General features: G+C 35.3%; 14 protein-coding genes and 1 pseudogene. 5 read left to right on the plus strand and 10 right to left on the minus strand.

What is annotated here, in order from left to right:
* Window positions 1–197, minus strand: a pseudogene (locus tag LB465_RS00005) (IS1595 family transposase); the annotation flags it as partial.
* 87 nt (window positions 198–284) lie between these two features.
* Between LB465_RS00005 and LB465_RS00010 the strand changes: the two are divergent.
* Complete coding sequence (locus tag LB465_RS00010) at window positions 285–1,253, plus strand: insulinase family protein (protein ID WP_224465754.1); 969 nt, start codon at window positions 285–287, stop codon at window positions 1,251–1,253.
* Between the two features lie 156 nt (window positions 1,254–1,409).
* Here the strand turns inward: LB465_RS00010 and LB465_RS00015 are convergent, their stop codons facing one another.
* From LB465_RS00015 to LB465_RS00035, 5 genes are all read right to left on the minus strand, one after another.
* Window positions 1,410–1,697: a DUF6520 family protein gene (locus LB465_RS00015; RefSeq protein ID WP_224465755.1), complete on the minus strand. Its 288-nt coding sequence runs from the start codon at window positions 1,695–1,697 to the stop codon at window positions 1,410–1,412.
* Between the two features lie 249 nt (window positions 1,698–1,946).
* Window positions 1,947–2,885, minus strand: coding sequence for a helix-turn-helix transcriptional regulator (locus LB465_RS00020; RefSeq protein WP_224465756.1), 939 nt, complete (start codon window positions 2,883–2,885; stop codon window positions 1,947–1,949).
* Window position 2,886: 1 nt separating this feature from the next.
* Window positions 2,887–3,270: a DUF7793 family protein gene (locus tag LB465_RS00025; RefSeq protein WP_224465757.1), complete on the minus strand. Its 384-nt coding sequence runs from the start codon at window positions 3,268–3,270 to the stop codon at window positions 2,887–2,889.
* 247 nt (window positions 3,271–3,517) lie between these two features.
* Window positions 3,518–3,991 (minus strand): UpxY family transcription antiterminator, encoded by a 474-nt coding sequence (locus tag LB465_RS00030; protein ID WP_224465759.1) that lies wholly within the window; start codon window positions 3,989–3,991, stop codon window positions 3,518–3,520.
* Between the two features lie 293 nt (window positions 3,992–4,284).
* Complete coding sequence (locus tag LB465_RS00035) at window positions 4,285–5,385, minus strand: DUF6544 family protein (RefSeq protein ID WP_224465761.1); 1,101 nt, start codon at window positions 5,383–5,385, stop codon at window positions 4,285–4,287.
* A gap of 440 nt (window positions 5,386–5,825) precedes the next feature.
* On the opposite strand from LB465_RS00035, the gene LB465_RS00040 reads away from it, so the two are divergent.
* From LB465_RS00040 to LB465_RS00055, 4 genes are all read left to right on the plus strand, one after another.
* Window positions 5,826–6,320, plus strand: coding sequence for a hypothetical protein (locus LB465_RS00040; protein ID WP_224465763.1), 495 nt, complete (start codon window positions 5,826–5,828; stop codon window positions 6,318–6,320).
* 4 nt (window positions 6,321–6,324) lie between these two features.
* Window positions 6,325–7,116: a tetratricopeptide repeat protein gene (locus tag LB465_RS00045; protein WP_224465764.1), complete on the plus strand. Its 792-nt coding sequence runs from the start codon at window positions 6,325–6,327 to the stop codon at window positions 7,114–7,116.
* 51 nt (window positions 7,117–7,167) lie between these two features.
* Window positions 7,168–7,641, plus strand: a complete 474-nt coding sequence (locus LB465_RS00050; protein ID WP_224465765.1) for a hypothetical protein — start codon at window positions 7,168–7,170, stop codon at window positions 7,639–7,641.
* A gap of 80 nt (window positions 7,642–7,721) precedes the next feature.
* Window positions 7,722–8,147 carry a DUF1801 domain-containing protein gene (locus LB465_RS00055; RefSeq protein WP_224465767.1) on the plus strand — a complete coding sequence of 142 codons (426 nt, stop codon included), beginning with the start codon at window positions 7,722–7,724 and terminating at the stop codon, window positions 8,145–8,147.
* Between the two features lie 269 nt (window positions 8,148–8,416).
* Here the strand turns inward: LB465_RS00055 and LB465_RS00060 are convergent, their stop codons facing one another.
* The 4 genes from LB465_RS00060 to rlmF form a co-directional block, all read right to left on the minus strand.
* Window positions 8,417–9,859: a phytoene desaturase family protein gene (locus LB465_RS00060; protein WP_224465768.1), complete on the minus strand. Its 1,443-nt coding sequence runs from the start codon at window positions 9,857–9,859 to the stop codon at window positions 8,417–8,419.
* A 45-nt stretch (window positions 9,860–9,904) separates the two neighbouring features.
* Window positions 9,905–10,774, minus strand: coding sequence for an SDR family oxidoreductase (locus LB465_RS00065; RefSeq protein WP_224465770.1), 870 nt, complete (start codon window positions 10,772–10,774; stop codon window positions 9,905–9,907).
* A 177-nt stretch (window positions 10,775–10,951) separates the two neighbouring features.
* Window positions 10,952–11,140, minus strand: a complete 189-nt coding sequence (locus tag LB465_RS00070) for a hypothetical protein (protein WP_224465771.1) — start codon at window positions 11,138–11,140, stop codon at window positions 10,952–10,954.
* A gap of 395 nt (window positions 11,141–11,535) precedes the next feature.
* A complete protein-coding gene (rlmF, locus tag LB465_RS00075) occupies window positions 11,536–12,486 on the minus strand; it encodes a 23S rRNA (adenine(1618)-N(6))-methyltransferase RlmF (RefSeq protein ID WP_224465772.1) in 951 nt (316 codons plus the stop codon).
* Window positions 12,487–12,652 lie beyond the last annotated feature (166 nt).

Consider the following 12,652-nt stretch of genomic DNA (forward strand, 5'->3'; position numbering starts at 1 on the left):
GCAGTGGCAGATTCGATATGGTGGCAAATATTGCATTGCCTGGCAAAATCCTTACGTACTTGACAAGCATTGTGGTTACATCTTGTACATTTAAAGCCATTTTTGGACTTGATTGAAGCAAGGTATTGCTTGCAATCCTCGTTAGATTTGAACCGATCAGAGAACTCCAGAAGATTTTGACCCTTAAAAACATCCATAATTTTAAATATTTACTGGTAATTAAGATACGTATTTAAATACTGACCTCTATAAAATTATATTCCAGTAAAAAAGATTTCGAGACGATGCTTCAACTAATTAATCTATTTTTTACTAAGGCTAAAGTTTCAAAGGTTGCCTTCCAGGATTGGAAGCAAATTGAGCAAAATCTATATCAACATCCTATAGGAGATTTAAAATATTTAGATTTAAACGTCTTAGGAAAAAATGCTATTAATGACCACTCCGGGGTAACCTATGGTACTGCTAGGTTTAAAGGTTTGGAAAAAACAGATATTAATCAAGGATTTAAAATGTATAATAAGGTTTTCGGTAATATAGAGGAATTCACTTTTTTAGTAAGTGGAAATTTTAACCCTGAAGTCCTCTTACCGCTACTCAATAAATATCTTGGTAGTATTCCAAATTCTAGCGATATCCCAAGTAAAAATCCACCTAAGAAAAATACTTTACCATCCGGTCCCATTTTTCAGGAATTTTCATTTCCTGATGCTTACAATAAAAATAATATAATGTATATGCCAAAATATATCAAAAGTAAGGATACTTTGGATGATTGGAAAGAAAGAATAAGGGTTGAAGCATTAGGGGCGGTAACCAACTCCAAAGTTTGGGGCCTCCGTTTTGATAAAGGTTATTCCTTATATATCACAGGGACTTCAGGAAAAGAAAATTATGAAATGGATCGATATGAAATAAATACTTCTTTCGATTGTGTACCGGATGAGCTACCCTTTATAAAAAAAGAATTTAATATCATTATAAATGATTTACGAAAAAAATTAGTTTCCCCTGATCACCTTCAACAAGGTTTGAATAGAATGAAGATGCTTTACAATCCAAAGGGAAGGGGAAATAGTCAACGAGCAATGCAAGAAAAATTATATAAACATTATCGGTTTGGTAGTAAATGGATTAGTAACGGCAAAATTTTACAGTTCATAAATAGCCTTACTCCAAAAGATATCCTAGAAGCAGCTAATAAATATTACCAAAAAAATAATTATTACCAATTTGTTTTAAAATCCGATTAAACTTGCATTACATTTTATAGGAATTCTATCCCAAAAAATATATCTCAGTTTATCTGAGTAATTTCATCACTATAAACGGAAAGATTTCAAAGTTTCCATAAAAAAGACAAGCCGGGATTGACCGGCTTGCTTTTTCAAGAACGTATTCCTAATAATTTAATACAATTCAACAACTTGACCACTTCCTTTTTTTCTGTTTTTAAGGGCTTGATCATCAAATACTGGATAAGCAGGTTCCCCTTCCGCCAACCGGGCTTCACAATTTATTTCTCCCATGCCACAGTTTATTTCAGCAATAGCCACGACACCATCTGGAGTAAGGACATAATCCTGAGCCTCCATTTCAATCATTTCTAAATCTGGCTTAAGGTCTACTGTAGCAAAAGCCATTCCTATGGCAAATACAAATGCCATCATCGGTAAAATTAATTTTTTAAGTTTCATAATTTTCAAATTTAATTATTAATGAATATGCCGTTGTAAAACAGGTATTCGGCCTCACCTGCATCATCGCGCAATAATATTTTAGTACTATTCTGTTTCTATATCCTTGAATTTCAACCTGAATATTGAGTTTAAAAATTTTATAAACCCAGAATAGTTTTTTCTTTTTCTATGAGTATAAAGGTCTGCAATAATCATATTCCAGAGGAACCATGGAATGTTCTGGGAAGGTATTTTTCGGTTCCTGGCCTAATTATGCTTATTAAAGAAGGCCTTCTTTCGGAATTGCAAGGGTGTAATTCCATATTTTTTACGAAAGCGGCTGATGTAGTGTGAAGCTGTCTTAAAACCATAATTTTTAGATACTTCCTTTATTTCAATATCGCTCTCCTTAAGTAAAAAAGTACTGGCCTCAAGACGCTTTTCCATATCGTATTTTAATACTGCCTTGCCGTAACGATCTTTAAAAGCTTTCTGCATGGCACTTATACTGGCTCCTGCCTCACTTGCTATAACCTCTAAAGAAGGAATGGAAGAAGTTTGGTGTTTAAGAAGTGCATCGTGAACCCGTTGTGCCAGCAAAAAATCACCAATAGTTTTAGAATTATTTTTAGCCTTTTTACTGCGAAAAGTTTTTAAAGTATCTTGCTCTTTTGTGCGCAATGAAGGAACCGGCTGTTGGGGATCAAAACCCAAAATATAATACCAGGAATCCTCTAGCAAAGCGCTGCTCTGTCTAACCTGAATATGTAATGGGACCAATAATTCAGTCTCTCCCCGGAAATCCAGGATTCCCATATCGTAACAGCCTAAGGTTTTCTTATCCCATTTATACCAATGTTTTGAGAATATCTTCTTTCCTTTTACGGATAACAAGTCGTTTAGTGTTTTTGGTATTAACTCTTTTGAGATAATTTGGTGGTTCTCATCCGTATGCGTCAGCAATTCTTTCTTTGAATTTATTAGAAGAATAATTTGGGGATGTGTAAAAACCTGGGTTTTCTTGATTTCATTAAACATAGTGTTTAGACGAATATTCGTTTTGTTGATTAACATACCAAGGGTGTCTTTCCAGTCTCTAGCGTCGGAAATGGGAATTCTGTATAAGAAATTACCTGAAGCCATTTTTAGCAAAGCCTTTACTAATTGCATGAACCTGTGATCGTATATCGCATGTGGGGTGAGCATTTCAAAAGGATTTTTTTTGTATAAACTTTTGGAGATAATCCAGCGCTTCTTGTTTGTTACTGAAAATTTGAATAGGTTTTGCGAGGTTATGAAATTTTATAAACACTTCTGCCAGTACACGGTGATAATAAGAATTGCATAGTAATGCTATAGCTGGGATCAAGGCAATCCCTTCCGTGGCGAGGTAATCCGCAGCCTCTTCACTTACAGTCTTAAGGTTATAAATGTTGCATAAAACAGGATAGGGAGTTTTATTCTGAAACTTAAGCCTACTGGCGACAAGTATTTCCGCTTTCTTCAGGTCAAGTTCAGCTATAGGTTTAAATGTAAAAAAAAGAATTCCCTCACTAACCCACATCGTGGCATATTTAGATTCTTCCTGCATATTGTTTTAATTCCAGGTGAAATCTATCGGGTAGGGCTCAAGAATTATTGGGCAATATAAATATAATAAGTTTTTTGTTTACTCAGGAAATTGCCTGGTAAGCCTAAAAAGTGTTCTAAAAAGTTTTATTTGAGTAAAGAAAGATGAATCAACCACCTTCAGAGTTAAATAAGTTTTGGAAAAATAGCAAAATTTTGAAAGAAGGCTGGTTAAACAAAATTACGGGTAACGACCTCTAATTTTTTATCTAAATAACCTCTTTGGTTTGGACTTCTACCGTAAACCCCAGATGGGGTAGTACGAAGCGCATTTTTCTTTTTCCTATATTACGAATAATGGCTTCCTGCTGTTTGAATGCTCCGTTTTTAATGGTGATTTTATCTCCGGCGCTAAGATGCTCTACTTTAGCGTCATCAACCTTATCTTCCTCCAGCCATTCGCGTATTACCTTAATCTCTTCATCTCTTACAATAGCCGGTTTACCCAACCAGAATAAATACCGCACCACGCCCGGCACCTCAAAAACCCGGTTACGTTTTTTTTCTTCCAGCTTTATAAAAACATAAGATTTAAAGAGCGGGGTTTCAATCTTCTTTTTACGATCGCTCCATTGTTTTATTTCTGTGATTAAAGGACAATAGACCTCTACCCCCATTTTTTCCAAACCTTCGGCTACTCTTTTTTCTGTTCTGGGTTTGGTATATAAAACGTACCACGACATATTTAAGATTTATTTGCCTGCAAAAGATGCAGGAACTAATTCTTTATCTCTTCGCAGTAGGGTAATGTTGAAGAAATTTAAATTGAATTGCTAGTTAGTAAATCAAAAATACAAAGATTTGGAGTAATTATAAGAATGCACAAGCCCTGAAATAAAAATCAATTTACGAAGCACTCAGGCATAGTCTGTTGTAAAAGAAGCTCGGTAATTTAGTGAAAGTGCTTTTATAATTTTTCATAAATCAGATTTAAAGAAATAAAAAAAACAGGATTAAGACCCTTCAATTTACCATCTCATCGACTGGCATTCTCGTTATATTTTATATTTGTTACTTCTAATTTTAACCAGGTCCAATCCCTATCGTCAAGTTTCCAGGTTGCAGTCATTCTCGCAGGAACTTTAATACCTTCAAATGTTTTGTAAGCATCAACTAACAAAACCCATTCATGTCTTTTTGCATCTGTTTCATTGCCACGATAACGCATAGCAGAATATTTAATAAAATCCCCTTCAGAATTGAATAAAAATGTCCCACTTCCCTGAGTTCCCTTATAAGTCATAGTTGCTTTTGCCGCAGTATCATTTAACGCTTCCCAGGTAATGTATGGACTTAAAGCCAATGAAAGAAACCATACCATTTCCCCCAGGTATCTTTGTATAGTGCCTTCATCTAATTTTGGCCCTTTTTCATTTACAACATTGATTAACGAATTCATTTTAATCAGCATTTCTCCTTTTCCATTTTCAAATTTATCTCTGCCCTGAAAGTTCAGGAACGAATTCATTTTTACATCAACAGTCCAAATAAAAGCAGGTTTGTCGATAGTAGTATATTGAATTGCAGAAGCCGGCATCCAGTTATTTTGGTCGGGCTTCATTTTCATTTCTGCTTTCTGCATAACCTTTCCAACACTAATAAAAGGTCTCCCAATCGCTCCCGAATTACGCAGCCATTTTTTAACAGGTTCGGGCAAGTCTTTAATATCATTCTCAGTAATCTTATTTTTATTATGGATTTTATCCCGGTTTACTAAAGTGTTTGTTTCTTGTTGAACCTGTTTATGAAAGTTGTAGTGACCAAATGATATGAGTGACATCACTAGAATGACAATATTAGGAATGGTCCCTAATTTGGCATCTTGCCAGAACATTATGATAAGAATTTGGGAAATTCCCACAGCTGCAAATCCAACAAGCCAGGCGTATTTGGAACTTATAAAATCTAAAATACTGTAAGTCAAAAATAGAACAGCTGCAGTGAGCCAAAAAAGACCCATTGGTTTAGAAATGGGAAGTGTCAATTCTTTTACCTCTTTAAGTCCAAAACCTTTTACAAATCCCAGTAAGTGGATTAATCCATGAAGTAAGACGATTATAAAAAATAATATTCTCATTCTGGTCGTCTGTTTTAATTATGCCTATCGCTAAGGTTAAATTAGCTATATAAATTCAGCAATAATCTTAGAATTACTGGCTGTATCGCTTATAAAAATAACACCTTCTCTTTTAAAAATGTAACAAAATTTGAGATATGATACCAATAAGCTACAATCTAAATTGCTTATTATGAAACATACCAACCAGGCTTCTAGTGGCTAAACTGAAATTATCTGATAATAAGAATAGGATTTTATGGATGATTACAGGATTGAGCATCCTTTTTCTTATAGTTTGGCAAATGGGTGATTTATTTGGAAAGGTATTTTATTATCTCAGCCATAGTTAGTAAAAGTTTTGAAATTCCTGATTTATTTTTTCTGACCAATGCATACCAAACCAATTCCAGCCTACATGCAAATGTCACCGCTAATCAAAGCCATTTTAAACTTCAAAATTGAAAAGTAAAACCAACTTTTTCTTATTAACAAGCATTCTACTTGCGACAATTATCACCGGATGGCTGTATTATCAAACCGTTAATAGAGTTGGAGATTTAAGTAAGAATAAACAGCAGGATGCCAATTTTCAGGTTTGCAATGAGGATAAGATTTTTCAGTATTATAATCTGGACACAGATTATCAAGGAGGTAAAAAAGCAATAAAAACCGGAATTTTTGAAGATCTGGAAAGCTTGAACTTTAAAAACCCAGGCTTAATAACATCTCGTTTTATTGTGAACTGCAAAGGTGAACCAGGAAGATTTAGGTATAAATCGACTGATTTAGATTTAAAGGAAATGAAGGTTGATAGCGAAAATATTGAAAAGATAAAATCAGCTGTACTAAAACTGGAGAACTGGAAACCTGCAAAAAGCGAGAATAACCTTTATGATAGTTATTACGTCTTAAATTTCAAAATCAGGAATAATAAGATCGTAGATATATTTTAGCCGGATGAAAAGATTTTTCAAAATACTCAAATTAATTTTCGCAACTCTGCTTACATTATTTTCAGCGGCAATTATTTATTTACTTTTATTTTCCCCAACAGAAAAGCGATATGATAGCGCGGCTCACCTTCAGGGAAGTTTTTTGTCCCAATCGCTTTTCGAAATTTTAAAATTCCAGGATCCTGAAATTTATTTTGAGCAGTCTGTAGCGTTTAATAAGCGAGGTGATTATAAAAAAGGATTTGAATTGCTTGACCAGGCTGTAGAATTAAATTCTAAAGCACACCTCGGTTATAGAGGATACATGAAACTTCGGTTTTTAAGGGATTTTAATGGTGCTTTAAAAGATTTTAATCGGTTAGACTCTTTAACCCCGAATTTCGTAGATGCGCCCTGGAGCGAAGACATTAACTTTTTGAGAGGAGAATCGTATTTCGGTTTAGAAGATTATGAAAAAGCAAAATCTTATTTCGAAAAGAGTATAGAAACTCAAGGGGAAAACTGGGTAGATATACAAGCATTTGTTTATGCCGGAATTTGTGAATATAAAATGGATAAGCCGGTAGAAGCTATCACTTTTTATAAAAAAGCGTTGGAACAATCAAAATATACCGTTGAAGCCCATTTAGGACTAGCAAAAATATATCTGGAAATAGACGATTTAGAAAACGCAAAATTACATTCAGATTTGGCGCAGAAATACTATACCTATAAAAGAACTGATCCTTATAATGAATATTTAAATGAGGTATATAAAAATGATATTGAACAGCTAAAAAGTACAATCATTAAATAAAATTCATAAAAAAGTATCATCCATTAAAAATCATTAATCAACATTTTCAATATGAAAACACTTAGTTTATTATTTTTCTTACTCTTAGGAATAAATTCCCTTTCTGCCCAGGAAATCCAGTCCGAAAAAGTATTCCTTGGCTACAAATTCACGATGAACAATAAGACATTAGATTTTAAAGGAATGCAAAAGCTTATGATCGCAGATACAGAAGCTACGCGTCTAATTAAAAAAGCACGGAAAAATAACACTATTTCAACTATTCTGGGAAGTGTAGGTGGGAGTTTTGTAGGAATTCCAATAGGAGCAGCTGTTGCCAATGGAGATGCACCCTGGGTATTAGCTGGGGTTGGAGCAGCTTTTATTGGGGTAGCTATACCTATTTCTATTAAAGCTAATAATCAAGCGCTTCAGGCAGCAGAAAGAATTAATCAGGTTAATTCATCGCAACCTAATCCTTTATTACCGGTTACATTTAAACTCACAGGAAATCAGCAAGGGCTTGGCCTGGCATTATCTTTCTAACTTTAACTACAAAGTATTTTCTTCCCTTTTATCTGAATTTAAGTCCACGGGCAACCAAATTATAGATCCAGACTATTAAGATGAAAACAACCATATCCACCGATCCCAGGCTAATTGATGTCTTCAGGAATTATCCGGATTTTGTACGTCCCCAATTGGAATATTTAAGGGAGCTTATAATAGAAACTGCTGCAGAAACCGAAAGCGTATCAGAATTGGAAGAAACCCTCAAATGGAATGAACCCAGTTTTGTGACCAAATTTGGAAGTACTTTACGAATAGACTGGAAAGAAAAACAACCCAATCAATACGCTATGTATTTTCAATGCAACAGCAGGTTGGTAGATACTTTCCGATTAGTTTTTAATGAGACCTTTGAATTTGAAGGAAAACGAGCTATAATCTTCCAATTAGACCAGCAAATATCAAAAACCGAATTAAAACAATGCATTAGAACCGCGCTAACCTACCATAAAGTAAAGCATATGATAAGTTTAGGCTTATAATTGTACGGTTATTCGCTTAAAAAAAAGGAATGATTATCGTTTTCTGTCCATAAAAAAGTCCGCAGCGAAAGCTACGGACTTTTCATTCATCCGTGACCCCGGCAGGAGTCAGTTTAGGCTATCGCACCCTGTATGTATAAAGGTTTTTCTATTCTGTGTTGATGATTTGTGAACCTTAATTTTGAATCGTTTTGTACTAATTTAGTAATAAGGTTTGACTCCCGGAAAAAAAGTCCGGCTAAAAAGTTGGACTTTTTTATTTTATAATTTCAACTGAAATGATCCTTGATAGCTTGTTTAGCTGCGTTATACCCACCCATTCCGTGAACGCCCCCGCCGGGAGGAGTTGAAGAAGAGCACAAAAAAACATTATTATTGGAAGTCTTATAAGGGGAAATTTTAGCTACAGGTCTTGTAAATAATTGGGTAATATCCTGCCGCCCGCCGTTGATATCGCCTCCCACCAAATTAGGATTAAAAACTTCCAATTCCCTGGTGTTCATCGTGTTTTTAGCAAGTATCAAATTTTTAAATCCCGGGGCAGCTTTTTCTATTTGATTTTCGATAATCCTGGTACAATCTTCTTCACTGCCATTAGGTACGTGGCAATAGGCCCAGGCAGTATGTTTCCCTTCCGGCGCCCTGGTTTTATCAAAAACGCTGGGCTGTACCAATAACACATAAGGCTGGTCTGAAATTTTTCCTTCGGCCGTAAGTTGTTCCGACTTTTCCATTTCCTCCGGACTAAATCCAATGTGAATGGTACCCGAGTGCCTACATTTATCGCTTGTAAAAGGAATAGGTCCGTCTAATGCCCAATCTATTTTGAAGACTCCGGCGCCATATTTATAATTTTCTAATCGTTTTCTATAACTCGAACTTAGATCCAGGTCTTGAATTTGTAATAATTGCCGGGGTGTGAGATCATAAATTTGAACTTTAGTCTGGGGAAGTTCAGAAGCTTTCTTAACGGGAGCATTTAAAACTAACTCTCCGCCCATATCTTTATAGTAATCTAATAATGCTTCAATTAGTTTTCCCGAACCTTGTTTAGGAAATGGCCAACCATTTAAATGCGCCATCAATCCAAGTACTATCCCGAAGGACGAAGAAAACAAGTTCGTTAAGGGTAAGGTAGAATGTGCAGCTGCACCATAAAACAAAGCTTTAGCATCCTCCTCTTTAAAAAGGGAATTAGTCAGAAATTTAGCGGAAGGAAAAGCCTTTAAGCCAAACTTTAAAAATTTCATAGGATGAGAAGGAATCCCCAATGGGCCGAGTACATCTTCCCCAATGTCGCCCCAGTTTTCGACTAAAGGCTTCATAAAATCAATATAACTCTCCTTATCCTTTCCTAGCTGAGCAGCGGTTTTTTCAATGCTTTTATAGCAGGCTACTGCCCTACCATTCTCCAGCGTTTGCGAAAAAGGAATTTCCGGGTAGATCCATTCTAAACCGTATTTTTCTAAGGGAAGTTGCTGAAAAAAAGGAGAACTATACGCCATAGGAAGCACCGTAGAACCGATATCATGTTTAAAGCCTGGCAATGTAATTTCAGCCGTTTTTGTTGCCCCGCCTGGAACAGATGATTTCTCGTAGATCACCGTGCTTAAACCTTGCTGTTGAAGATGGATAGCTGCCGCAATACCATTGGAGCCACTACCGATAATTATGGCATCATATTTTCTTGAATGTGGCTTACTGACTTCCATTTTGTAAAATTAAGAGGAATTAATTCTGAACTTCTTAAGAGTGGTTTACTCAATATTATCCAGATCAATTTGATTCAAGTAATCCTTAAAAGTTAATGTTCCCCTGGATTGGCCTATCATATCATTACTCATAATGTAACTAAAATAATCCAGCTTATGACCCAGGTTTTCTTTAGCAAAAAGCTTGGGGACTTCACTACCGGTTTTGGCTATGGCCTCCGGTACTTTAATTATCTTCCCTCCTATTTTTTCCTGAATCATCACAGCCATTTCCTCCCGGGTATGAATTTTTGGTCCACCTATTTCTAAAATTTCAGGTAATCCAGTAAAGTTATTGCTTATAAAGCTCGCCAAATCCCCGTGAAAAATACTATTCGTCTTAGCTTTTCCATCTCCAACGAGCGGAATCACCTTCTTCCTGGCCATAATAATTAGATCGTGTAAACCGGAATAAAATCCAACAGGTCTTATTATGGAATAACTCAGGCCTGAATTCTGGATCTCCTTCTCCGTTTTTCTATGGGTACCAGGAATTTTAAATTCAGAGGCGGTATCTGCTCCCAACATAGAAACATATATAAACTTTTTTACCCCATATTTTTTCGCATCTTCCAGCAGGTGACTATTAGCTTTGTAATTACTTTCATAAAAAGTATCAGAATCGGGATGAAAGAGGCTAATGGATTTTCCCAAAGCTGAGACCACATAATCCATACCTTTGGTAAGTCCTTCTAATTTCCCTTTATCTTCACTGGCATCCAGGTAATGGATATCTTCCACCTCTCCTTTGAGTTTCTCCAGGCCTTCTTCTGAATGGGTTAATACCCTCACTTTAAAATCCTGGGATTGAAAATCCTTAAGAAGTTTGAAACCCAGAGCACCCGAAGCACCGGCAATTAAAATTGATTTAGACATTAGCTTTAATTTATTCGAAATTAGAAAACGCGACCTATTTTCTAAAGTTAAGTAATGCCAAAGGAAAAAGGCTGCATCTTAAGATTTTGGAAAGAAATTATAGGAAAATTTTAGACTTTTCAGAATTGAAATCAAAAGCTCAAATACTCTTTATTTTTTTACAAAAATCGGTTTATACTATTTCGTTGTTTTAGTTCCAGATTTCTTCCTGAATTTTGAAATAAGAAATCCTGAAATTCCCAGGGTTACGAGGAAAAGCGGAATTGCTCCTGGTTCACTATCAACTACTATTTTAAAGATCAACAAGATCACTCCAATAGCAATTATTGAAAGCCACAGTATATTTAGAATTTTAATTGTCTTCATTTTTTAAATGTTTTAACCAATAGAGCCCTGATAAACAAAATTATACAAAAATAGCTTTGGTGATTTTTATTTGTCAGAATTTATAAGTGGCGTATTTTCAGCAAGCCAGAGTTTTCAGTCCAAAAACTTTAGAATGCTGTTTTGAATATTGAACTAATAATGTTTTCATAAAGACCAGCTATCTCTTTAATGAAAAACAATTCAAAGGAATAAATAGGTTAAGCTCGAGATTTTCTTTGCTACGGCTAAGCTATTATAATAAATTATTGAATTCTGGATATTCCCATCATCAACTTTTGTATTTAAATGATAGGAAGTTTAATATCTGTATCATTTTCAGTAAACGAATAAGTGCCCCGTTTAGCTGCTTAAATGGAATTTCACAGCTTTAGTGCTTAGCACTCTTCTATCCAAACCTTTTGTTCTTTCTTTGAGAGGAACGTCCAGGCTACAATTCGGCTGCTTTTATTGCCGGTTCCCATGGCAATGGTTTTAGACTGAGCGGGTTTTACTTTTTCCAGTAATTTATAAATACCCTTAAGATTAGATTGCTTTGATACCAAAGTTGAAAACCAGAAACAGCTTTTAGCAAATTCTTCACTTTCGAGAATCATGTTTTTGATGAATTGATATTCTCCTCCTTCGTAGATAAGTTCATTTTTAGCTCCTGAGAAATTTAGTTTAGCTTCATTTCTTTTATTCCCGGAGAGGTTCTTTACTTTTCGTTTACTACCTCTTTGAGCGTCCTCAACAGAGGCGTGAAAGGGTGGGTTGCAAATAGTGAAATCAATCTTATCATTTTTATCGATTATTCCTAGAAAAATTGCAGTCGGATCTTTTTGTAATCTACAATCTACTTTGTCTTTTAAAGATGGATTTGAATTGATAATTTGCTGAGCTGAGGCAATTGATTTGGGATCAATGTCAGAAGCTATAAAGTTCCAATCGTATTCTGTAACGCCAATAATTGGGTAGATGCAAGTTGCTCCAACTCCAACATCAAGACCACAAATTTGACTGCCTTTTTGTATTTTATCGGCATTGCTTTCGCTTAGCAAGTCAGCAATATAGTGAAGGTAATCAGCTCTACCCGGGATGGGTGGACATAAATTCTCATCAGGGAACTCCCAGTTGTTTATACTATAATAATACTTTAGAAGCGCTTGATTTAGAAGTTTTACGGCTTTTGGATTTGAAAAATCTACTGAATCTCCTCCATATTTATTGGGCTTTATATGATTTTTTAATTTTGGAATAGCATCTACCAGAGCTTTCAAGTCGTAAGGTTCCCGGTTTCTATTCCGCTTATGAAGCCTGGTTTTGATTGGTGGATTTTTTGATGGCATAGAATGCTAAGGTTTCTTAGATATACATTAGATAATACTCCACTTTGCAACGGTCTAGCATATCGTTACTTGTAGAGTAAGAGAATAGATTTTTCGGCTTAGTATTGGTTCGGCGGTCAAGTTAATTATTTCCTTTCTAAGGCTGCTGGCTATAGGCAAAATTATT

This window comes from Salegentibacter lacus (assembly GCF_020164555.1).
GTDB classification, from domain to species: domain Bacteria; phylum Bacteroidota; class Bacteroidia; order Flavobacteriales; family Flavobacteriaceae; genus Salegentibacter; species Salegentibacter lacus.

Excerpts from the sequence above, each read along its gene's own strand:
- LB465_RS00060 (WP_224465768.1), bottom strand. The coding sequence starts at position 9,859 with ATGGAAGTCAGTAAGCCACATTCAAGAAAATATGATGCCATAATTATC.
- LB465_RS00050 (WP_224465765.1), top strand. The coding sequence starts at position 7,168 with ATGAAAACACTTAGTTTATTATTTTTCTTACTCTTAGGAATAAATTCC.
- LB465_RS00030 (WP_224465759.1), bottom strand. The coding sequence starts at position 3,991 with ATGTCGTGGTACGTTTTATATACCAAACCCAGAACAGAAAAAAGAGTA.
- LB465_RS00065 (WP_224465770.1), bottom strand. The coding sequence starts at position 10,774 with ATGTCTAAATCAATTTTAATTGCCGGTGCTTCGGGTGCTCTGGGTTTC.
- LB465_RS00015 (WP_224465755.1), bottom strand. The coding sequence starts at position 1,697 with ATGAAACTTAAAAAATTAATTTTACCGATGATGGCATTTGTATTTGCC.
- LB465_RS00055 (WP_224465767.1), top strand. The coding sequence starts at position 7,722 with ATGAAAACAACCATATCCACCGATCCCAGGCTAATTGATGTCTTCAGG.
- LB465_RS00010 (WP_224465754.1), top strand. The coding sequence starts at position 285 with ATGCTTCAACTAATTAATCTATTTTTTACTAAGGCTAAAGTTTCAAAG.
- LB465_RS00020 (WP_224465756.1), bottom strand. The coding sequence starts at position 2,885 with ATGCTCACCCCACATGCGATATACGATCACAGGTTCATGCAATTAGTA.
- LB465_RS00045 (WP_224465764.1), top strand. The coding sequence starts at position 6,325 with ATGAAAAGATTTTTCAAAATACTCAAATTAATTTTCGCAACTCTGCTT.
- rlmF (WP_224465772.1), bottom strand. The coding sequence starts at position 12,486 with ATGCCATCAAAAAATCCACCAATCAAAACCAGGCTTCATAAGCGGAAT.
- LB465_RS00070 (WP_224465771.1), bottom strand. The coding sequence starts at position 11,140 with ATGAAGACAATTAAAATTCTAAATATACTGTGGCTTTCAATAATTGCT.
- LB465_RS00035 (WP_224465761.1), bottom strand. The coding sequence starts at position 5,385 with ATGAGAATATTATTTTTTATAATCGTCTTACTTCATGGATTAATCCAC.
- LB465_RS00025 (WP_224465757.1), bottom strand. The coding sequence starts at position 3,270 with ATGCAGGAAGAATCTAAATATGCCACGATGTGGGTTAGTGAGGGAATT.